Source organism: Frankia sp. AiPs1 (assembly GCF_023716945.1).
In the GTDB taxonomy this organism is placed as follows: Bacteria; Actinomycetota; Actinomycetes; order Frankiales; family Frankiaceae; genus Frankia.
In genome coordinates this window covers 1-21,036 of sequence record NZ_JAMQQF010000054.1, presented here as the reverse complement: position 1 = coordinate 21,036, position 21,036 = coordinate 1, and the positions used below count along the sequence as shown (strand labels likewise).

Genomic DNA, 21,036 nt, shown 5'->3' with positions numbered 1-21,036 from the left:
GGCGGAACCTGACCTGGGCGACGGCGCGGATGCCGGCTGGGCGGAGCTGGTCACGGCGCACCGGCGACCCCGACCGCCGTACCCGCTCGGCCCGGCGCTCGCCGCGGCGGGCGCGCACGCGATGTGCGACGTCTCGGACGGCCTGGTCCAGGACCTCGGCCACATCGCCGCCGCCTCGGGGGTGCGGATCGATCTCGACCTGGCCGGCCTGACCGCCCTGGCAGGCGGCGCATCGCTGCGCTCGGCCGCCGCCGAACTGGCGGTGGACCCGCTGGACTGGGTGCTCGCCGGCGGCGAGGACCACGCGCTCGTCGCCTGCCTGCCCCCGTCGGCGGCCGTCCCCGACGGCTGTGAACGGATCGGACTGGTGCTGCCCGGATCGGGCGTGACCCTGGCCGGGCGGCCGACCGCGGGCCGAGCGGGTTGGAACCACTTCGGGTGACCGGGGGGCTCGGTGGCCCGGCGCCCGGCCGGCCACGGCACCTCGGCGCCCGGCCACGGCACCTCGGCGGCCGGTCTCGGCGGGCAGGCAGGAGGCCGCCTCGATTCGGGTGAACGGGTCCGAACAGCAGAAATCGCCCCGGCGATCTGCCGGGGCGAGCTGCATTGTTCGAACCAAGTAGACGCCGGCCCGCCAGGTCGCCTCACGGGCGTAGGTCGCACGAAGCGACTTTTATTGGGTCCGGGGGCCATGATGCGGGCCGGCGACACTCAGCTTAACGGATGGACCGACCGGGGTGTTCCCCGCGCGGGAACCCGACGAGTGACCCGGATCGGGTGGGCGCCGCCAGGGCGGGCCAGCCACCCTCCGCCGCCGGCGAACCAGCCCCACATCGGCCACCCGGACGGCCACGGCGGCACCGATCGGGCACGCACCGTGCCTGTGACCCGACCGGGCGGGCCCGCCCCTGCCCTGGGTGTCCAGAGCGGGTAGCCTGAGCAGACGGTGGCAGAAGGGCCTTTCGGAGGCCGTGAAGTGAGACCGTGGATAGAGGCGAATGGCCCCGTGACAGCACCGACGGTTCCTGCGTCAGGACCTGACTTCGGACCTAATGAATGGCTGGTCTTCGAGATCTACCAGCAGTTTCTCGAAGATCCACAAAGCGTGTCGCCGGAGTGGCGAGAGTTCCTCTCGGACTACCAGCCCACCGCGCCGCCGGTCGGCCCCGGCGTGGACGCGCCCGCCGCGGAGGTGGCACCAAGCGGGATCTCACCCGACGGTGAGGTCTCCCACACGGAGCCCGCTGCGGCGAAGCCTATCCCGCCCGCGGCCCCGGCGTCCGTGCCCGCTCCGGCCCCGCCTGCGAAGCCCGCTGCGGCAGCGCCCGCGAAGCCCGCCACGCCCGCACCCTCCGCGCCTGCGAAGCCGGCAACCGCCAAGCCCGTCGCGGCCGCCAAGCCGGCACCCGCCCCCGCCGGCTCGGAGGGCTCGGCCACCACGCCGCTACGCGGCGCGGCCGCCCGCGTGGTCAGCAACATGGAGACGTCGCTGCACGTCCCGACCGCCACGTCGGTGCGGGCGTTCCCGGCGAAGCTGCTCGCGGACAACCGCATCGTCATCAACCGGCACCTGGCCCGCTCCAGCGGCGGCAAGGTGTCGTTCACCCACATCATCGGCTATGCGATGGTCAAGGCGCTGGCCGCACACCCCGCCATGAACGCCTCCTACGCCGAGGTCGGCGGCAAGCCGGCGCTCGTCCAGCCGGAGCACGTCAACCTCGGCCTGGCCATCGACCTGGTGACGCCGAAGGGCCGCCAGCTCGTCGTCGCCGCGGTGAAGAAGGCCGACACGCTGGACTTCAACCAGTTCTGGGCGGCCTACGAGGACCTGGTCCGCCGCGCCCGGGCGAACAAGCTGACGACCGACGACTTCACCGGCGTCACCATCAGCCTGACCAACCCCGGCGGCATCGGCACGGTGCACTCGGTGCCCCGGCTGATGGAGGGCCAGGGCACGATCATCGGCGTCGGCGCGATGGAGTACCCGGCCGAGTTCTCCGGCGCCGCGGCCAACACGCTGGCCAGACTCGCGATCTCCAAGACGATCACGCTGACCAGCACGTACGACCACCGCATCATCCAGGGCGCCCAGTCCGGTGAGTACCTGCGCCGGATGCACCAGCTCCTGCTGGGCGAGGACGGCTTCTACGACGAGATCTTCCAGTCGCTACGGGTCCCGTACGAGCCCATCCGCTGGGTCGCGGACAAGCCCGTGGTGCACGAGGGCGACCTCGACCACAACGCCCGGGTGCTGGAGCTGATCCACGCCTACCGGGTGCGCGGTCACCTGATGGCCGACACCAACCCGCTCGAGTTCGCCATCCGCAGCCACCCCGACCTGGACATCATCAGCCACGGGCTGACGCTGTGGGACCTCGACCGGGAGTTCGCCGTCGGCGGGTTCGCGAGCCAGCGGACGATGTCACTGCGCGACGTGCTCGGCGTCCTGCGCGACTCGTACTGCCGCCGCGTCGGCATCGAGTACATGCACATCCAGGAGCCCGACGAGCGGGCCTGGATCCAGGCCCGGGTCGAGCGGGCCGCGGAGCGCCCGGACCCGGCCGAGCAGTTGCACGTGCTCGAACGCCTCGGCGCCGCGGAGGCGTTCGAGTCCTTCCTGCAGACGAAGTACGTCGGCCAGCGCCGCTTCTCGCTGGAGGGCGCCGAGTCGACGATCCCGACGCTCGACGAGGTGCTGGAGCGCTCCGCGGACGCCGGCATCGACGAGGTCGTCATCGGCATGGCCCACCGCGGCCGGCTGAACGTGCTCGCCAACATCGTCGGCAAGTCCTACCGGCAGATCTTCGCCGAGTTCGAGGGGCACCTCAACCCGCAGACGGCGCACGGCTCCGGCGACGTGAAGTACCACCTGGGCGCGGAGGGCATCTACACCGGCCGCGAGGGGCGCAAGGTGCCCGTCTCGGTCGTGGCGAACCCGTCGCACCTGGAGGCCGTCGACCCGGTCACCGAGGGCGTCGTCCGCGCCAAGCAGGACATCCTGGACAAGGGCACGGCCGGTTTCACCGTCCTGCCGGTCCTCGTCCACGGCGACGCCGCGTTCGCCGGGCAGGGGGTCGTCGCCGAGACGCTGAACCTCTCCCAGCTGCGCGGCTACCGCACCGGCGGCACGATCCACCTGGTCATCAACAACCAGGTCGGGTTCACCACCTCGCCGGAGTCGAGCCGGTCCTCGGTCTACGCCACCGACGTCGCCCGGATGGTCCAGGCACCGATCTTCCACGTCAACGGGGACGACCCCGAGGCGTGCGTGCGGGTGGCGGCGCTGGCCTTCGAGTACCGCCAGGCGTTCAACAAGGACGTCGTCATCGACCTGGTCTGCTACCGGCGGCGCGGCCACAACGAGATGGACGAGCCGTCGTTCACCCAGCCGCTGATGTACGACACCATCGCCAGCAAGCGCTCGGTGCGCAAGCTCTACACCGAGGCGCTGATCGGCCGCGGGGACATCACCCGCGACGAGGCCGAGCAGGCGATGAAGTCCTACCGCGCCGAGCTGGAGAAGGCGTTCGCGCAGACCCGGGACACCACCCCGTCCGGTGCCGCGCCGCAACCGCGGATCGTCACCACCCCGGAAGAGGCCGCCGCGGCCGCCGCGGTCAGCACCGCGGTCTCCGCCGAGGCCGTCAAGAGGGTCGTCAACACCCAGGTCACCCTCCCCGACGGCTTCACCGTCCACCCGCGGTTGCGCCCGCAGATCGAGCGGCGCGCCACGATGGTCGAGACCGACGCGATCGACTGGGCGCTCGCCGAGACCCTGGCGTTCGGCACGCTCATCCTGGATGGCCGGTCGGTCCGCCTGACCGGGCAGGACAGCCGCCGCGGCACCTTCGGCCAGCGGCACGCCGTGCTGGTCGACCGGCACAGCGCCGAGGACCACACCCCGCTGCGGACGCTGCGCTACGGCGTCGACGGGACCGAGAACAACGACGGCGTCGGCACCTTCTACGTCTACGACTCGCTGCTCAGCGAGTTCGCGGCGATGGGATTCGAGTACGGCTACGCGGTCGCCCGGCCGGACATGCTGGTGCTGTGGGAGGCCCAGTTCGGCGACTTCGCCAACGGCGCTCAGTCGATCATCGACGAGTTCATCAGCGCCGGCGAGGCGAAGTGGGGCCAGCGCTCGGCGCTGGCGCTGCTGCTCCCGCACGGCTACGAGGGCCAGGGGCCGGACCACTCCTCCGCCCGCATCGAGCGGTTCCTGTCGCTGTGCGCGGACAACAACATGACGGTTTCGGCGCCGTCCTCCCCCGCCAGCTACTTCCACCTGCTGCGCCGCCAGACCCTCTCGCCGGTGCGGCGCCCGCTGGTTGTCTTCACGCCCAAGTCGATGCTGCGGCTGAAGGCCGCCACCTCGACGGTGGCGGAGCTGACCGAGGGTAGCTGGCAGCCGGTCATGCCCGACGACTTCGTCACCGACCCGTCGACGGTCCGCCGGGTGCTGCTCTCGGCCGGCAAGGTCTACTACGACCTGGCCGCCGCCCGGGGCAGGCACGACGACGCCGAGCGGTTCGCCCTGCTGCGGGTCGAGCAGCTCTACCCGACTCCCGGGCCGGAGCTGGCGACGGCGCTCGAGCGCTACCCGAACCTCACCGACGTTGTCTGGGTGCAGGAGGAGCCGGCGAACCAGGGCGCCTACCCGCACATGGCGCTCAACCTCGGCGAGTTCCTGCCCGGCGGGATCCGCCTGCGCCGGATCTCCCGACGGGCGGCGGCGGCCCCGGCGTCGGGTTCGTCGCGGGTGCACGAGCGCGAGCAGCAGGCCCTCGTCGAGGCCGCGTTCGAGGACTGAGCCCCCGGGCCCGGATCAGCGACCGGGCCCGGATCAGCGAGGATGACGGACGGTCCCGGCCCTGCCGGGACCGTCCTGTTCGCTGATCCGGGCGGCCGGCGGGACCCAGACGCCACCGGGGATGACGGGAGCGGGATGTACTTCACCGACCGAGGCATCGAGGAACTCGCCGAGCGCCGCGGCGCGGAGACGGTGACCTACGAGGGACTCGCCGACTCGCTGCGGGCGTTCGTCGACGTCCACCCGGAGTTCGAAGAGGCCGTCGAACGCCTCGCCACCTGGCTCGCCCGCCCCGACGACGACGCCGACCTCTGAGCCGGCCCACGCCTACCTGGGAGCCGACCCACGCCTCCTGAGCCGGCCTGCGCCTCCTGAGCCCGGCCTGCGCGGCCCGCGCTCCCCGGGCCGGGCCGCTCAGGGCGTGAGCACCAGCTTGCCGAAGACGTCCCCGCCGGCGAGCTGCTCGAATGCCGCGCGCGCCGCGGACAGCGGCCGCACCTCGTGCACCGGCGGGCGGACGCCCGTGCGCTCCAGGAACGCAAGCAGGTCGACGAGCTCCTCCCGGCTGCCCATCGTCGATCCGACGACCGACAGTTGGAGGAAGAAGATCCGGGTGAGCTCGGCCGGCGGGTTGGGACCGCTGGTCGCACCGGAGACGACGATGCGTCCGCCGGGCCGCAGAGACCTGACCGAATGACTCCAGGTGGCGGCGCCGACGGTCTCGATGACGGCGTCGACCCGCTTCGGCAGCCGGGCACCGGACTCGAACACCCCGTCCGCGCCGAGGGCCGCGGCCCGCGCGCGCTTGCCGGCGTCCCGCGAGGTGACGAAAACGCAGTGCCCCGCGGCCTTGGCGATCAGCAGAGCGGCGGTCGCCACCCCGCCGCCGGCCCCCTGGACGAGCAGCGTCCCGCCGCCACCCGCGGGCAGGCCGGCCCGGGACACCACCATCCGGTAAGCGGTGAGCCAGGCGGTCGGCAGGCACGCCGCTTCTTCCCACGTCAGCCCGGCGGGCTTCGGCAGAAGGTTGCGCCGGGGCACCGCGACCCGTTCGGCGAGGGTGCCCGGATGCAGTTCGGACAGTAGGGTTCGCCGCGGGTCCAGCGTCTCGTCGCCGGCGCCCGCAGCCGGATCACCGATCACCGCGTGCACGACGACTTCCTCCCCCTCGGCGGTCACCCCGGCGGCGTCACAGCCGAGGATCATCGGGAGGCGGTCGGCCGGCAGGCCCACTCCACGCAGACTGAAGAGGTCGTGATGGTTCAGCGAGGCGGCCCGCACCGTGACGGTGGCCCACCCGTCCGGCGGCGCGGGCTCAGGCTGCTCGCCGATGGACAGACCGTCGAGAGGAGCATCGGGATGCAGGGAGACCGCGGCGGCTGCGAGCACCCCACGAACCTACGGCCGCCCGGTCGTGGGCGCGAGCGGCGCGAGCCGGCCGCAAGGGGGACGCCGAGGCCAAATGCGACGAACAGGGATCATCCGCCCCGGGCCGCGCGTCCCCGGGTCGGTTGTGCTGAACTCATCGCCGTGGGTAGGACAAGCGTGGACGGGGCGGTGAACAAACCGTGGTGACCCGGGATGACCCGTCGCAGATGCCCCCTCGGCGCGGGGCGCACCGGCGGTTGAGCTGGCGCCGTCGGCACATCGTCCCGATCCCGGAGGCGCCCGCCACCGTCATGGTGGACGGCACGCCGGTCATCACCGTCATGTCCGCGGACTTCGTCTGCTGCTCCTACAAGGGCTGCGGGACGCTGCGCCCGCTCGACGACGCCGCCGAGCACCGACCCTGCCAGGGGTGCGGCCGGGTCTGAGACGACCCGCAGACGGGCTCGGGAGCCCCGCAGACCGGGCGGGCCTGCGGGGCTCCCGAGCGTCTCCCAGGCTTTGTCTCAGCGCCGGGCGACTCCGTCGGCCCGGGCGGCCGCGGCGACCGCCGCGGAGACGGCCGGGGCCACCCGAGGGTCGAACACGCTTGGGATGATGAGGTCCTCGCGGAGCTCGTCGGCGATCACGTCGGCAAGCGCAGTGGCAGCGGCGAGCTTCATGCCCTCCGTCACCCGGCTGGCGCGCACGTCCAGCGCACCGCGGAACACCCCGGGGAACGCCAGCACGTTGTTGATCTGGTTGGGGTAGTCGCTGCGCCCGGTGGCGACGATGCGGGCGTACTTGTGGGCGATCGCGGGCTCCACCTCGGGGTCCGGGTTCGCCATCGCGAAGATGATCGCCTCGGGAGCCATGGTCGCGACCGCCTCCTCCGGCACCTGCCCGGAGGACAGGCCGAGGAAGACGTCGGCACCGCGCAGCGCGTCGGTGATCGAACCGGTCAGGCCGGCGGAGTTCGTCTCGGCGGCGAGCGCGGCCTTGACCGAGGTGAGGGCGTCGCGGCCGGGGTAGATGATGCCGCGGCTGTCGCCAACGGCGATGTCGCCGATGCCGGCGGCCAGCAGGATGCGGGTCACCGCGACTCCGGCCGCGCCCGCGCCGGACACCACGGCCCGCAGGTCGCCGAGGGTGCGCCCGGTCAGCTTGGCGGCGTTCTCCAGCGCGGCCAGGGCGACGATCGCGGTGCCGTGCTGGTCGTCGTGGAAGACCGGGATGTCGACGCGCTCCTGCAGGAGACGCTCGATCGCGAAGCACCGCGGCGCCGAGATGTCCTCGAGGTTGATCCCGCCGAAGCTCGGGGCGAGCCGGGTGACGGTCTCGACGATCTCCTCGACGTCGGTGCAGGCGAGCGCGAGCGGGACGGCGTCGACGCCGCCGAAGTGCTTGAACAGCGCCGCCTTGCCCTCCATGACCGGCAGGGAACCCAGGGGGCCGATGTCACCGAGGCCGAGCACGGCGGTCCCGTCGGTGACGACTGCGACGGTGTTGGACCGCCACGTGTAGTCGTCGGCGAGTGCCGGCGTCTCGGCGATCGCCAGGCACACCCGCGCGACCCCGGGAGTGTAGGCCAGCGAGAGGTCCTCGCGGGTCTCCAGCGGGACGGTGAGCGCGACACCGATCTTCCCGCCGCGGTGCAGGGCGAAGGCAGGATCGTCGTCGGACGGGCGCGGGCTGACCCCGGCCAGTTCCGACGCGGCGGTGGAGTCGAGGGTCGAATGGTCAGTGGTTGCGGTCACGGAGATTGCTCCTCGGACATGCCGCCGGTGGCCCCTTGGGCAATCGTGGTACCACCTGGGCGGCGCTACAAGACGCCCGCCCTCCGTGCGTGCCGTGTCCGCGGGAGGGCGGGCCTGAGCGGCCCCTCTCCACGATGTTTGGTGATCGTGGAGCGGGACGAGCGCCCGGGGGTTGCCCGGGGTTACTTCCAATATCGCACGCCGACCCGGTCGGGCTCGCGCCGAAGGTTCGCCCACGGTGAACCTCGGACGAACCTCACCGCAACGCAAACGAAACATGTCGACACGGAGCGGGTGTGCGAGCGTAGCGAAGGCGTCACATGATCAGGGTTGGGTGCACTCGGACACCGCCCACGCCACCTAACGCTCCACCCGAATCCCGGAGGTCATCAGTGCACAGCGGCGTTTTTCGTCATGGTGCGAGGATATCTGCCCTGGTCATGAGCCTCGCGCTGCTGACGATCGCGGCGGGCTGTGGCGATGACAACTCCGACTCCACGGCCACGCCGGCGGCGACAACCGCCACCGACAGCGTCATCGCAGGTCAACTACCCCAAAGCAGTCGCGACAAGGGGACCCTCACGGTGGCCACCGACCCGTCCTACGCGCCGAACGAGTTCTTCGACACGGACGGAAAAGCCATCATCGGAATGGATATCGACCTGGCTCGCGCACTCGGCGGTGTCCTGGGTCTCAAGGTCCAGCCCACGCAGGTGGTCTTCGACTCCATCCTGCCCGGTCTCGCCTCCGGCCGATATGACGTCGGCATGTCGTCCTTCACCGACACCAAAGAGCGGGAGAAGCAGGTCGACTTCGTGACCTACTACTCCGCGGGCACCTCCTTCATGACCCGGGGCGAGGGTGGTGTGGAGATCGCCACCCTGGCCGACCTGTGCGGGCGCACGGTGGCGGTGGAAACCGGCACCACCCAGCAGTCCGACGCCGACGACCAGAGCGGCCGGTGCACGGCGGCGGGCAAGCCCAAGGTCACCGTGCAGAACTACGACGACCAGAACGGCGCCAACCTGGCCCTCACCTCGGGCCGCGCCGAGGTGTCCATGGCGGACTCGCCGGTCGCCGACTACCAGGCGAAGCTGTCCGGCGGAAAGATCAGGATCGTCGGGAAGCCCTACGGGACGGCGCCCTACGGCATCGCCGTGCCGAAGAACTCGGGCCTGGCAGCCCCGCTGCATGCCGCCATGGCGAAGCTGATCGACGACGGCGCCTACGCGAAGATCCTCGACCGGTGGGGAGTCCGGGACGGGGCCATCAGCGACCCGCGGATCAACGGCGCGGCCGGATGACGGCCGCGGACGCCTCGCCGCCCCAGCGCGGCGCCGGGGTGGACGTCGACGCGGTGCCGCTGCGCCATCCCGGCCGGTGGGCGGCCGGCGTGGCCATCGGTGTGCTGGCCGCGATGGGGGTGCACTCCCTCGTCACCAACCGGAATTTCCAGTGGGGCACCGTCGGTGACTACCTTTTCGCCGAGCCGGTGCTGCGCGGCATGTGGGCCACCGTCTACCTGACGGTCATCGCGATGGCGATCGGGATCGTCGGCGGAATCGTGCTGGCCATCCTGCGGATGTCACCGAACCCGGTCGTGGCCGGCGCCGCCTGGCTGTACATCTGGTTCTTCCGGGGCACGCCGCTGCTGGTGCAGATCCTGTTCTGGAGCTTCATCGGCGCGCTGTACCCCCGGCTTTCGCTCGGAATACCGTTCGGGCCCAGCCTCGTCTCCGGCGACGCCAACCACATCGTGCCGCTGTTCGCCGCGGCGGTGCTCGGACTCGGCCTCAACGAGGCCGCATACATGGCCGAGATCGTGCGTGCCGGGATAAACGGCGTCGACGCGGGCCAGACCGAGGCGGCGTCCGCCCTCGGCATGTCCCGGGCGCTGACCCTGCGACGCATCGTACTTCCGCAGGCCATGCGGACGATCATTCCACCGACCGGCAACGAGACCATCTCGATGCTCAAGACGACCTCCCTGGTGAGCGTGATCTCCTACAACGAGCTGCTCAACGCCACTCGACTCATCTACGCCCGCAACTTCCAGACGATCCCCCTGTTGATCGTGGCGGCGCTGTGGTATCTCGCGCTGACCTCGGTGCTCACGGTCGGGCAACACCAGCTCGAGCGCCGCTTCGCCCGCGGAACCCTGCCCCGCGTCGGGCAGCGCCGGTGAGCGGCGAGGTGGCGGTGCCCGCCACCGCCGTGCCAACCACCGCCGTGCCAACCACCGCCGTGCCAGCCGGCGTCGGGGTGCCGTCCGGCGGGGCGCCAGCCGGAGCAGTGCCGATGGTCCGCGCCGAGCGGGTGCGCAAGTCGTTCGGCCAGCACACCGCCCTTCAGGACGTCTCGCTGACCGTGATCCCCGGGGAGGTGACCTGCCTGATCGGGCCATCCGGTTCCGGGAAGACCACGTTCCTGCGCTGCATCAACCACCTCGAGCGGATCAGCGGTGGCCGGCTGGAGGTCGACGGGGAGCTCGTCGGTTACCGCGAGCACCGCGGACGGATCCGGGAGCTGCGACCACGCGACATCGCCCGCAAGCGCCGGGAGATCGGAATGGTGTTCCAGCGCTTCAACCTCTTCCCGCACCTGACCGCCCTGGAGAACATCATCGAGGCCCCGGTCCGGGTGCGCGCCGAGCGACGATCCGAGGCGGTCGAACGAGGCCGGGCGCTGCTGGCCCGGGTGGGCCTCGCCGATCGGGCGGGCGCCTACCCGGCCGAGCTCTCCGGCGGGCAGCAGCAGCGGGTCGCGATCGCCCGGGCGCTGGCGATGCGCCCCAAGCTGATGCTGTTCGACGAGCCGACCTCCGCGCTCGACCCCGAACTGGTCGGCGAGGTGCTGGAGATCATGCGCCAGCTCGCCGCCGAGGGGATGACGATGATCGTGGTCACGCACGAGCTCGGGTTCGCCCGCCAGGCGGCCGACACCGTCGTCTTCATGGACGCCGGCACGGTCGTCGAGGCCGGCCCGCCGGCCACCCTGCTCACCGCGCCGGCCCACGAGCGCACCCGGGCCTTCCTGTCCAAGGTGCTCTAGCTGGCGCAGAGCTTGAACCCGCCAGGAGGACCCGGGCAGTGGATGTCGGCGCACGACACCGGCCGCACCACCGGAGCCGGCGCTCCGCAAGAGCCACACCTGTGCGCCAACGCGCGCCGACCCGACGGTCCGGCCTGCTGGGAGGCAACCCCTCGAACCGGTACCTTCGCTGTCGTGGAGATCAGCGAACTCTCGGTTCCGGACGCCTGGGTGTTCACCCCGCGTCAGCACTCCGACAGCCGCGGGACCTTCCTGGAGTGGTTCCGCTCCGACGCGCTTGCCGAGGTCGTGGGCCATCCGCTGACCCTGTCGCAGGCCAATCACAGCGTCAGCCGGGCCGGGACCCTTCGCGGCGTGCACTACGCTCAGGTACCGCCCAGTCAGGCGAAATATGTGACATGCGTGCGCGGGCGGGTGCTCGACTGCGTCGTGGACATCCGCACCGGATCGCCCACGTTCGGCACCTTCGCGTCGGTCCTGCTCGACGACGTCGACCGGCGGGGTCTGTACGTCTCGGAGGGCCTGGGGCATGCCTTCATGGCGCTGACCGACGACGCGGCGATCTCCTACCTGTGCTCGACGCCTTACACCCCCGGCCGCGAACACGGCGTCAACCCGCTCGATCCCGATCTGGCGCTGCCCTGGCCCGACGACCTCACCCCGCTGTTGTCGGAGAAGGACGCGGCGGCCCCCACTCTGAAGGAGGCCGAGTCGGCGGGCCTGCTGCCGGCCTACCGCGACTGCCTGACCCTCTACGACGAGCTACGCGCCGCCGGCGCCACGGCGGGCGGATCGCGATGATCCGGGTGGCCGGCCCCGGGGACGTCGAGGTCGTCCTGGAGCTGGTCCGGGCGCTCGCCGCCTACGAGCGCGAAGCAGACCGGGTCGCGATGACCCCGGCCGAGCTGCAGGCCGCCCTGTTCGGCCCGGTCCCGGCCGCCTACTGCCTCGTGGCCATCGCCGACCAGTCACCCGTGGGTGCCACCCCGGACGGGGTGGCACCCACGTCCGGGGGCCCTCTCCCGACCGGCGCCGCACTCCCCACCGGCGACACCCCGCCCACCGGCGACGTCCCGCCGATCGGGGTGGCACACCCACCCCCGGTCGTGGGCTTCGCGATCTGGCATCCGACCTTCTCGACCTGGACCGGCCAATCCGGCATGTATCTGATCGACCTGTTCGTGCGGCCGGAGCACCGCCGTGGCGGCCACGGGCGGGCGCTGCTCGCCGCGCTCGCCACGCTCTGCGGCAAGCACGGCTACCGGCGGCTCGAATGGGCCGTGCTCGACTGGAACACGCCGGCGCAGGCGTTCTACCGCTCGCTGGCGGCGCGGCCGCTGGCCGGGTGGTCGACCTGGCGGGTGGATGGCGACGCCCTCACCGATCTCGCCGCCCTGGCCCGCCCGCGGCCCGGCTCGGGCGCCTGCGCCGGGGATCCGGCCTGATCCCGCCGCTTCGGCCCGGATCGAGGCCCGCCCGCCGGTTCGTCCCAGTTCCCGGGCCCCGCGTGGTTGGTCGACACCGGCGCCGGCCAGGCACGGAAAGGGGCCCAGAGCGGGGACTTACGATCACCCGACCTGCGGGACCCACCGGCGGCTGGGTACGGTGGAGGCGGTGGCCGCCGCCGGCCGCCGACGGAGCGGATCGCGACCGGCCATGAGGGACGTCACGGCCGCCGCGGGGAGGCATGATGCCGTCGGTGGGTGGGAAGGCAGTCATTCACAACATCATCGTTCGGCCGGCTCCGGCCGGCGGACCACCTGCGAGGATCCCTCCTCGCACTATGCAGGCTCTTTGGGGGTAGGAACGTGGATCCGACGCCTTCGACCGGCGGCGCGGAGAACTCCGACACCATCGACAGCCAAACCGCCCACTCCGGCGGACTGCGCGACGTCGTCGCGCTCACCCTGCCCGCGGCCAGTGCGTACCTGACTGTTCTGCGCACCGCCACGGCATCTCTGGCAGCTCGGCTCGACTTCACCCTCGACGACATCGAGGACCTGCGGATCGCCGTGGACGAGGCGTGCGCGCTGCTGCTCGTCTCGGCGGTGCCCGGGTCGTCGCTCGACTGCACGTTCACGCTCTCGCCCGGCGTGATGCACGTGCTGGTGACGGTCGAGAGCCTCGACGGCGAGCCTCCCTCGGAGGACACCTTCGCCTGGACGGTACTCAAGGCCCTCGCGGGCGATGTGGACACCTCCACCGGCCCGGGCAACAAGGTGAGCATCACGTTGCAGAAGCGCCGGGGCGTGCGGGCGGATCTGGGCGAGCCGCCGGCGGGGCACGTCCGCGGCTCGGGTGCGGCCAACCAGACACCATTGGGTGACGCGGTAGGTACACCGTGACGTCAACCGGCAGAACCCCGACTCCGCCCCGCACGGCAGCCGACCAGGACGCCCCCGCGGTGGACCCGGTGGCCGCGCTGAGCCAGCGGGGGTCCGCCCTGGACGAGCATCCAGCCGAGCGCGGCCAGGAACCCGACCTCGGCACCGAGGTCGCGGCCCAGCCGGTGCCGAGCGCCGAACCCGAGCGCGAAGCCGCCCCCGAACGCACTCACTCCCCCGACCGGGCGATGGCCCGGGCGCTGTTCGTGCGTCTCGCCGAGTTGCCCGAGGGCGACGCGGAGCGCGCCGCCATCCGCGATCAGCTCGTCCGGATGCACCTGCCGCTGGTGGAGTACCTCGCTCGCCGCTTCCGCAACCGCGGCGAGCCGCTGGACGATCTCGTCCAGGTCGCCACGATCGGTCTGATCAAGTCGGTGGACCGGTTCGACCCGGAGCGCGGGGTGGAGTTCTCCACCTACGCCACCCCGACGATCGTGGGCGAGATCAAGCGGCACTTCCGTGACAAGGGCTGGGCGATCAGGGTTCCCCGCCGGTTGCAGGAGCTCAAGCTCTCGCTGACGAAGGCGACGTCCGAGCTGTCCCAGACGCTTGGCCGCTCCCCCACCGTCAGCGAGATCGCCCGGCATCTGCAGATGAGCGAGGAGGACGTCCTCGAGGGGCTCGAGTCGGCCAACGCCTACTCGGCGGTCTCCCTCGACGCGCCGGACTCCGGTGACGACGAGGCTCCCGCCGTCGCGGACACCCTGGGTGTCCAGGACGAGTCCCTGGAGGGCGTGGAGTACCGCGAGTCGCTCAAGCCGCTGCTCGAGAAGCTCCCGCCGCGGGAGAAGCGCATCCTGCTCCTGCGTTTCTTCGGCAACATGACCCAGTCGCAGATCGCCACCGAGCTCGGCATATCCCAGATGCACGTCTCCCGGCTGCTGGCCCGAACCCTGGCCCAGCTACGCCGCGGCCTGCTCGAGGACGGCTGACCCCGCCCGCCTCCGGTCGTCTGGCCACGCCCGGTCGCGTACACGTACCTCGTCCGACGCGTACACGTTCATCCGAACCGAAGTCCACACCCGCCCCAACCCCGGCCGCGCCCGCGTACGTCTGTTCAGCGACGCCGCGGCCCCCGAGGCACCTGCCGGCCGTCACCGCGGCCGGCGTCCCCGCCCTCGTCCTGCCCCGCGTGGGTGGCGGAGCTGCGCGCGTCGCCGGCCGACGGGCCGAACCCGCCCGCGGCCAGCAGGGCCACGACGATCACGAGTGGGACGACGAACAGCGGGATGCCGTAGCCGTAGTCACCGGCCTGCACCAGCCCCCAGGCGACCGGCAGGCAGAGGATCTGCACGACGAGCGTGGGTGACCGGTAGGACGGCCCGCGCCGCAGCACTCCCGACGCCAGCACGGCCACCCCCACGGCGCCAAGGATGGCGAGCACCCCACCGGACTCGGCGCGCCCGACGTCGTCGATGTCGGAACCGAACCCACGCAGCACCTGCAGGACGCCCAGCGCCAGCAGAACGAGTGCCTCGGCGGCGAGGAGCACGCTGGCCACCCAGGCCGGCACGGAAGCCGTGCGCGCGGCCGCACGCAGCTCGTCGAACCGGCCGCCGGCCGGCTGCCCGGGACGGCTCGTGGATCCCATGGTTGCGACACTACGTCCCTTAGACGCCAGACCGGTCCCCCAAGACACCAGACCGGTCCCCCAAGACGCCAGAGCGGTCCCTCAAGACGCCAGAGCGGTCCCTCAAGGGGCCAGACCGGACCCTCGCTCCCGGGCTGGCGCCCCCACCTGCCCTGCCGGCCGCGGACGGAGGGTCGCCGCCGTCCGCGCCCGACTCCCCTGGGCGCCCGTTACGGGTGGTTGATACCCATTCGTGGCCGTGCGCGGGGAACTGGCGAGCGCGACGGCACTGACATCCGATCCCCCGGTTTCCCCGATGTGAGAGTTTTCCCAGCCGCCGCCCGGGATCGGCGGGCGGACTACGGTAGAGGCATGCGAGGGCTGCTGGTCGTCAACCCCGTCGCCACTACCACAACGGAACGTGTTCGCGATGTCCTCGCCAGTGCGCTCGCGGCGGACGTCTCGATGGAGACCGTGCTGACCAAGGGCCGCGGCCACGGGGTCGAGCTGGGGGCGCGGGCCGTCGAGCTCGGTGTCGACGTGGTGATCGCGCTCGGCGGGGACGGGACCGTCAATGAGATCACCAACGGGCTGCTCCTGAACGGCCCGATCGACGACGGGCCGGCGTTCGCGGTGGTGCCGGGTGGCAGCACGAACGTCTTCGCCCGTGCCCTGGGATATTCGGCCTCGCCGGTGGAGGCGACCGGCGAGCTGCTGGACGCGTTGCGTGAGGGGCGTAGCCGCCGGATCAGCGTCGGTCGCGCCGAGTACGGCGACGAGGGCCGCTGGTTCACGTTCTGCTTCGGCATCGGGCTGGACGCGCGGGTGGTCGCGCAGGCCGAGGAGAAGCGCCGCAAGGGGCGCCGCAACAGCGCCGGCCTGTTCCTGCGGACGGCCGCGGGCCAGGTGACCCGGGGCGCCGACCGGGGCGCCCCGCCCATCGCCCTGGAGACGGCCGACGCCCACAGCCTTCCCACCGACACCGCCGTCCCCACCGACGCCGCACCGGTTGCCGCTACCGCTCTGGCTGCCGGCGCCGGCCTGCCGACCGAAGCCGGGCAGGCGGACCCCGAGGCGGCCGGGAGCGTCGAGGAGCGCATCGCCCTCGGCATCGTCTGCAACACCCGCCCGTGGACCTACCTGAACTCCCGTCCCGTGCTGGCCTGCCCCGAGGCGTCGTTCGACACCGGGCTGGACCTGCTGGCGCTGCGCCGGGTGCGGCTGTCCACCGTGCTGCGCACGGCCTCGCAGATCCTCGGAGACGGACGCGGGCCGCGCGGGCGCAACGTCGTGCGCCGCCACGACGCGGCCGCGATCCGGTTCCTCGCGGATCACCCGCTGCCGATCCAGATGGACGGCGAGTACCTCGGCGAATACGCCGACGTCAGGCTCACCCACCACCCGCGGGCCCTGCGCGTCATCGCCTGACCACCCGCCCCGGCGCCGACCCGCTGGCCGGCGCCACGCCGCTCGGTGGGGCCGGGTCGGCGCGGCCCGGGATTCGCGGGTCCGCCTGGACCCGCGGCAGGTGTCGCGATGCCTCGGACGGACGCGTCGAAGACCCACGCCGCTGGGCGACCCGACGTCCACGGACCGACTCTCGGTTTGCCGTTCGGGCATCCGCCAGCCGTGTGATCGATCGTGCACGGAGTCGTGCTGCAGCCCTGAGCACGGTCCGCGCCCGGAGTGCCGTACTCGTGCCTCGGCACGATTCGACCGCAGTCTGGCCGCAGTCCCCGCCAGGACGATCGGGGGCTGGCAGATGTGGTCCGTCCTGCCTCAGTCGTCCTGGGGAGCGCCCCCGCCGGGCGGCGTGTCCGCGCCGCGCGAGATGCCCGGGGCCGGCGAAGTGCCCGGGGCGGGCGAGATGCCCGAGGCGGGCGGTGCGGGCGAGGTGTCCGGAACAGGCGGGGCGCCGAGGGCCCGGCGGATCTCGACCGGGTCGTCGCAGATCGCCCCGGCGACCCCGGCGTCCTGAAGCCGGCGCGCGGCGTCCACGGCGGTGACCGTCCACGTCACCAGGCGCACGCCGGCCTGCCGGGCGCGGGCGCCCGCGTCCGGCGAGCCGAGCACGGCGCTGGTGTGGGCATGCAACTCGGCGTGGCCCGCCGATCGAGCGTAGGCAAGGCCACCACTGACGGACATCCGCGGCATCGTCAGGAACGCCGTCGTGACGGCCAGCTCCGCGTCGCGCAGAGCCTCGATGGCGAACCAGTCGAACGATGACACCGTGATGCCGCCAGCCCCGGCGTCGAGGTCGGCCACGGTGGGTCGTGGCCCCGTCCAGCCCCGGGCACGCAGCCGCTCGGCGAGAGCTCGCGCCGTACGCTCCCGGGGAGCGTCGAAGTCCGGCTGGCCGGGCTGGTTCTTGATCTCACAGATCAGCCGGCCGCGGCCGGCCCAGACGTCGAGGATCTCGTCGAGTAGCGGGATGCCGCGGGCGCGCAGCGCCTCGGTGGGCTGCCGGACGATCGCCCGCCCGGCCGGCTTGGACAGCCGGGCGTCGTGCACGCACACCAGGTCCCCGTCGGCGCTGCGGCGGATGTCGATCTCAACGCCGTCCGCGCCGGCACGCAGCGCCGCGTCCACCGCCTCGACCGTGTTCTCCGGGCCGGGGACCCTGCTACCGCGATGACCGAGAACCTCCATGGCTCAACCCTGCCATCTCCGGCGGGCCGCGCGTGTCACGGCAGGCGGGGAGGACGCCGCCCAGCGGCGGCCGGAGTAACCCGGATGCGCGCAGACGGACATCGATGCCCAGATGGCATGACGCCGGCCGCTTGATCGGGAAGAACCCGCCCTGCACCTGGCGGATCGACCCGGCGGCAGCCAGGTCATGCCACCGCATCCCCTGTCAACCAGGACTTCTGTGGCGCTTCAGCAACCGTCGGAGACGGTCGCACGCCGTGGCCCATCTGTGTCCCTGCCGGACAAGTGCAGGCCAGACAGGGTGTGAAGACGGTTGCAGGTTCTTGCGCCCCTGCCCGTTCCGGTGGGAGGGTGGCGAATGTCCGAGGTGGATGCACGTGCACCCGGGCTCACCGACAGCCAGGAACCCGCTCCACGGCCCGCCGACGGGGCCGAGCAGACAACCTGCTCATTTAATTTTCAACCGCGGCACAACCGTAGCGGCTCGCAAAGCGTCTCATGTGCAGTGTGGCCCGAGACGAGAGAGGGAGTTGGACGCATGGACTGGCGCCACAGAGCGCTCTGCCGTGACGAGGATCCCGAGCTCTTCTTCCCGATCGGTACTACCGGTCCGGCGGAACGCCAGGTCGAAGAGGCAAAGGCCGTTTGCGCGCGGTGCGCAGTCACTAGTGACTGCCTGAACTGGGCACTGGACACCGGGCAGGACTCCGGTGTCTGGGGCGGGTTGAGCGAAGACGAACGCCGGGCGCTCAAGCGCCAGGTCCGTCTGCGGGTGCGAACCGCCTGAGTGCACGACCCTCGGTGGCCCAGCGCCAAGGACCGGGGGGCTTCAAGGACGTGCCACGTCCGTATCACCCCAACCACCCGCGGTAGATCCTGCCCGCCGGACCTCGCACCATCGGCGGACCACAGCGGTCCCCGCACGACGCCACGCCATGACCCGTGCCCTGGCACGGGGGTGGCTGGCAGCAGCATCGGCCGTTCTGTCCGCGCGTCCGCCGCAGCGATGCGGCGCGACGCGGACGGGGCGGCCGTAATGTTTTCGGCCCCCGCGGCGGCCCCTGGGGGCCCCGCCTGCGGACGCGAGGCATCGCCACACCGACCGCGAGCGAGGGACACATCCTGGGGGATACCCCCGCGCGCGCACCCTAAACACTCAACTTTCAGAAAGTGGGATGGACAGGAGCGCCTCGGTGCCGCGCTCCGGCCCGGCCTGCAGCCGGATGGTGCCGTGCATCTCACCGAGCACGAGCTGACGGACGATCTGCAGCCCCAGCCGGGGCGAGTGCTCGAGCTGGAAGTCCTCCGGCAGGCCGGCCCCGTCGTCGGCGACGACGACGTCGAGCCGATCCACCGCGCGCTGCACGCGGATCTCGATCGAGCCCGCCGAACCATCGAACGCATGTTCTACAGCATTCTGCAGAAGCTCCGAAAGCACAAGGGCCAGCGGGGTGGCGAGTTCACCGGGCAGCCGCCCGAAGGAACCCGACCTGCGGGTGTTCGCCCGCGCACCGGTGGACGCCAGGTCGACGGTCACCGACGTGATCTGGTCGGCGATCTCGTCGAAGGGCACGCTCTCGCCCAGGCTCTGCGAGAGCGTCTCGTGCACAACCGCGATCGAGGTCACCCGGCGCACCGACTCCCGCAGGGCTGCCCGCGCCTCGTCGACCTTGGTCCGGCGCATCTGTAGCCGCAACAGGGCGGCCACCGTCTGAAGATTGTTCTTCACCCTGTGATGGATCTCACGGATGGTGGCGTCCTTGCTCAGCAGCAACGCCTCCCGCCGGCGTAGATCCGAGACGTCCCGGACGAGGACGAGTACCTCCCGGGTGGCCCCGGGGAACAGCGGGATCGCCCGCAGCATCACCACCGTGCTGCCGACCCCGGCCTCGACCTCCACCGGCCGGCGCCGGCCGATCGCGTGCCAGACGGCGGGCGTGGTCGCGGGCAGGTTCAACGCCCGGTGCACCGTGCGCAGGTCCTCGCCGGTGACGTTGCCGGTGTAGCCGAGCCGGCGATACGCCGACAGCGCGTTCGGGCTGGCAAAGATGACCTTGCCGGCGCCGTCCAGCCGCATCATCCCGTCACCGACCCTGGGTGACTCCGGCAGCTCGGCCGAACTCCCGCGGAACGGGAAGGCACCTTCGGCGATCATCAGGGCCAGGTTGTTGGCGCCCTGCAGGTAGGAGGACTCCAGATCGCTGGGGGTGCGGGGATTGACCAGGTTGGTGTCGCGGGCGAGCACGGCGATCACCTCGTCGCCGTGGCGGACCGGGATCGCCTCCGTCCGCACCGGCACCCCGCCGTCCCACTCGGGCTCGCCCTCCCGGGCGATGCGGTGCTCCCGCCAGGCGTTCTGGACCACCCACCGGTTGATGACGACGCTGCCGACCTCGTCGTTGTGGTAGGCGGTCGGGCCGGTCGTGGGTCGGACCTGGGCCACGACGAGGAACTCGGTCCCGCTGGTATGGCCCCGGCCCGATCCCGAACCGGAACGGACGGGTACGAGGAGCAGCAGGTCAGCGAAGGAGAGGTCGGCGAGCAGAGCCCAGTCCGCGACGAGCGCGTGCAGGTGGTCGATGTCGTCGTCGCTGAGATCCGTGCTCGCGCGCAGCATGTCGGCGAGGGTTCCCACGGGTCGCAGACTGCCAGACGGACCGGGGCTGCGAGTTGGCGGGCACCCCCGCGGGACCGTCCGGGCCCGTACGCTCGCCGTCGTGACCGTCGACAACGCCGCCGCGGCCGTGGTTCCCGGTACGCGCACGGAGCCGCAAACCGCCACAAGCGTAGCGAAGACCACCGCAGAACCCCCCGGCGGCCCGCCCGCGGCCGACCCGCTGGCCTGGCTTGCCGATCATGCCCGGGACCGGGAGGCAGCCGGCCTGCGTCGCCGGCTGCGCCCGCGCACCCTGCCGCCCGCTGCGGACGGTTCTCGGGTTCGCCTCGACCTCGCCGGCAACGACTACCTCGGCCTCGGCCGCCATCCCGTGATCGTCGAGGGAGCAGCGCGCGCCCTGCGGGAGTGGGGCGCGGGATCCACCGGCAGCCGGCTGGTGACCGGAACGACCGCCCTGCACGGCGAGCTGGAGGAGGCGCTCGCCGACCACGTGGGCTTCGCCGGGGCGCTGGTCTTCTCCTCCGGCTACACGGCGAACCTGGGGTGCCTGACCGGGCTGGCCGGCCCCGGCGATCTGATCGTCTCCGACGCGCTCAACCACGCCTCGATCGTCGACGCCTGCCGGCTGTCCCGGGCGCGGGTGGCCATCACCCCGCACGGCGACGTCGCCGCCGTGACCGCCGCTCTCGCCGCCGGCGGCTGGCGCCGCGCGCTCGTGGTGACCGAGTCGGTGTTCTCCGCCGACGGCGACGCCGCGCCCCTCACCGAGCTGCACGCCACGGCCCGCGCGCACGGGGCGGTCCTCGTCGTCGACGAGGCGCACGGACTAGGCG

The 21,036-nt window shown here is 72.1% G+C and carries 19 protein-coding genes; 14 read left to right on the top strand and 5 right to left on the bottom strand.

The annotated features are described in order from the left end of the window. From ND748_RS08530 to ND748_RS08520, 3 genes are all read left to right on the top strand, one after another. Positions 1-442: AIR synthase-related protein (locus ND748_RS08530; protein WP_251745123.1), on the top strand; the 442-nt coding region annotated here is incomplete at its 5' end. Between the two features lie 564 nt (positions 443-1,006). Then, positions 1,007-4,810, top strand: coding sequence for a multifunctional oxoglutarate decarboxylase/oxoglutarate dehydrogenase thiamine pyrophosphate-binding subunit/dihydrolipoyllysine-residue succinyltransferase subunit (locus ND748_RS08525; protein WP_251745122.1), 3,804 nt, complete (start codon positions 1,007-1,009; stop codon positions 4,808-4,810). A 135-nt stretch (positions 4,811-4,945) separates the two neighbouring features. Continuing rightward, positions 4,946-5,125, top strand: a complete 180-nt coding sequence (locus ND748_RS08520) for a DUF6104 family protein (RefSeq protein WP_251745126.1) — start codon at positions 4,946-4,948, stop codon at positions 5,123-5,125. A 99-nt stretch (positions 5,126-5,224) separates the two neighbouring features. Here the strand turns inward: ND748_RS08520 and ND748_RS08515 are convergent, their stop codons facing one another. Then, positions 5,225-6,199 carry a zinc-binding dehydrogenase gene (locus ND748_RS08515; protein ID WP_251745121.1) on the bottom strand — a complete coding sequence of 325 codons (975 nt, stop codon included), beginning with the start codon at positions 6,197-6,199 and terminating at the stop codon, positions 5,225-5,227. 182 nt (positions 6,200-6,381) lie between these two features. On the opposite strand from ND748_RS08515, the gene ND748_RS08510 reads away from it, so the two are divergent. Beyond that, positions 6,382-6,624: a hypothetical protein gene (locus tag ND748_RS08510; protein WP_251745120.1), complete on the top strand. Its 243-nt coding sequence runs from the start codon at positions 6,382-6,384 to the stop codon at positions 6,622-6,624. A gap of 78 nt (positions 6,625-6,702) precedes the next feature. Here the strand turns inward: ND748_RS08510 and ND748_RS08505 are convergent, their stop codons facing one another. Continuing rightward, positions 6,703-7,932 (bottom strand): NADP-dependent malic enzyme, encoded by a 1,230-nt coding sequence (locus tag ND748_RS08505; RefSeq protein WP_251745119.1) that lies wholly within the window; start codon positions 7,930-7,932, stop codon positions 6,703-6,705. A 440-nt stretch (positions 7,933-8,372) separates the two neighbouring features. On the opposite strand from ND748_RS08505, the gene ND748_RS08500 reads away from it, so the two are divergent. The 7 genes from ND748_RS08500 to ND748_RS08470 all read left to right on the top strand — a co-directional run bounded on the left by ND748_RS08500 (position 8,373) and on the right by ND748_RS08470 (position 14,299). Continuing rightward, positions 8,373-9,236, top strand: a complete 864-nt coding sequence (locus ND748_RS08500; protein ID WP_251745118.1) for an ABC transporter substrate-binding protein — start codon at positions 8,373-8,375, stop codon at positions 9,234-9,236. Then, on the top strand, positions 9,233-10,117 hold the full coding sequence (locus ND748_RS08495) for an amino acid ABC transporter permease (RefSeq protein WP_251745117.1): 885 nt from the start codon (positions 9,233-9,235) through the stop codon (positions 10,115-10,117). Before ND748_RS08500 ends, ND748_RS08495 begins: the two co-directional genes overlap by 4 nt. A gap of 113 nt (positions 10,118-10,230) precedes the next feature. Continuing rightward, complete coding sequence (locus ND748_RS08490) at positions 10,231-10,983, top strand: amino acid ABC transporter ATP-binding protein (RefSeq protein ID WP_251745125.1); 753 nt, start codon at positions 10,231-10,233, stop codon at positions 10,981-10,983. Between the two features lie 174 nt (positions 10,984-11,157). Next, positions 11,158-11,784 (top strand): dTDP-4-dehydrorhamnose 3,5-epimerase, encoded by a 627-nt coding sequence (gene rfbC / locus ND748_RS08485; protein WP_251745124.1) that lies wholly within the window; start codon positions 11,158-11,160, stop codon positions 11,782-11,784. Then, complete coding sequence (locus tag ND748_RS08480) at positions 11,781-12,428, top strand: GNAT family N-acetyltransferase (protein ID WP_251745116.1); 648 nt, start codon at positions 11,781-11,783, stop codon at positions 12,426-12,428. The genes rfbC and ND748_RS08480 overlap by 4 nt, the downstream gene beginning before the upstream one ends. A gap of 363 nt (positions 12,429-12,791) precedes the next feature. Continuing rightward, positions 12,792-13,328 carry an anti-sigma factor gene (locus ND748_RS08475; protein WP_251745115.1) on the top strand — a complete coding sequence of 179 codons (537 nt, stop codon included), beginning with the start codon at positions 12,792-12,794 and terminating at the stop codon, positions 13,326-13,328. After that, the gene (locus ND748_RS08470) at positions 13,325-14,299 is read left to right on the top strand and encodes an RNA polymerase sigma factor SigF (RefSeq protein ID WP_251745114.1); all 975 of its coding nucleotides are present in this window, start codon (positions 13,325-13,327) and stop codon (positions 14,297-14,299) included. Before ND748_RS08475 ends, ND748_RS08470 begins: the two co-directional genes overlap by 4 nt. 125 nt (positions 14,300-14,424) lie before the next feature. On the opposite strand, the gene ND748_RS08465 is transcribed toward ND748_RS08470, so the two are convergent. After that, positions 14,425-14,958 (bottom strand): hypothetical protein, encoded by a 534-nt coding sequence (locus tag ND748_RS08465; RefSeq protein ID WP_251745113.1) that lies wholly within the window; start codon positions 14,956-14,958, stop codon positions 14,425-14,427. A 351-nt stretch (positions 14,959-15,309) separates the two neighbouring features. On the opposite strand from ND748_RS08465, the gene ND748_RS08460 reads away from it, so the two are divergent. Beyond that, entirely contained in the window at positions 15,310-16,365 is a 1,056-nt protein-coding gene (locus ND748_RS08460; RefSeq protein ID WP_251745112.1) for a diacylglycerol kinase family protein, read from the top strand. A 351-nt stretch (positions 16,366-16,716) separates the two neighbouring features. Here the strand turns inward: ND748_RS08460 and ND748_RS08455 are convergent, their stop codons facing one another. After that, a complete protein-coding gene (locus tag ND748_RS08455; RefSeq protein WP_251745111.1) occupies positions 16,717-17,586 on the bottom strand; it encodes a glycerophosphodiester phosphodiesterase family protein in 870 nt (289 codons plus the stop codon). 538 nt (positions 17,587-18,124) lie between these two features. Between ND748_RS08455 and ND748_RS08450 the strand changes: the two genes are divergently transcribed. After that, positions 18,125-18,373, top strand: a complete 249-nt coding sequence (locus ND748_RS08450; protein WP_009742166.1) for a WhiB family transcriptional regulator — start codon at positions 18,125-18,127, stop codon at positions 18,371-18,373. 369 nt (positions 18,374-18,742) lie between these two features. Here the strand turns inward: ND748_RS08450 and ND748_RS08445 are convergent, their stop codons facing one another. Continuing rightward, positions 18,743-20,203, bottom strand: a complete 1,461-nt coding sequence (locus tag ND748_RS08445; RefSeq protein ID WP_285901790.1) for a sensor histidine kinase — start codon at positions 20,201-20,203, stop codon at positions 18,743-18,745. A 100-nt stretch (positions 20,204-20,303) separates the two neighbouring features. Between ND748_RS08445 and ND748_RS08440 the strand changes: the two genes are divergently transcribed. Continuing rightward, positions 20,304-21,036 (top strand): aminotransferase class I/II-fold pyridoxal phosphate-dependent enzyme (locus ND748_RS08440; RefSeq protein ID WP_251745109.1); only part of this gene is annotated, 733 nt, incomplete at its 3' end.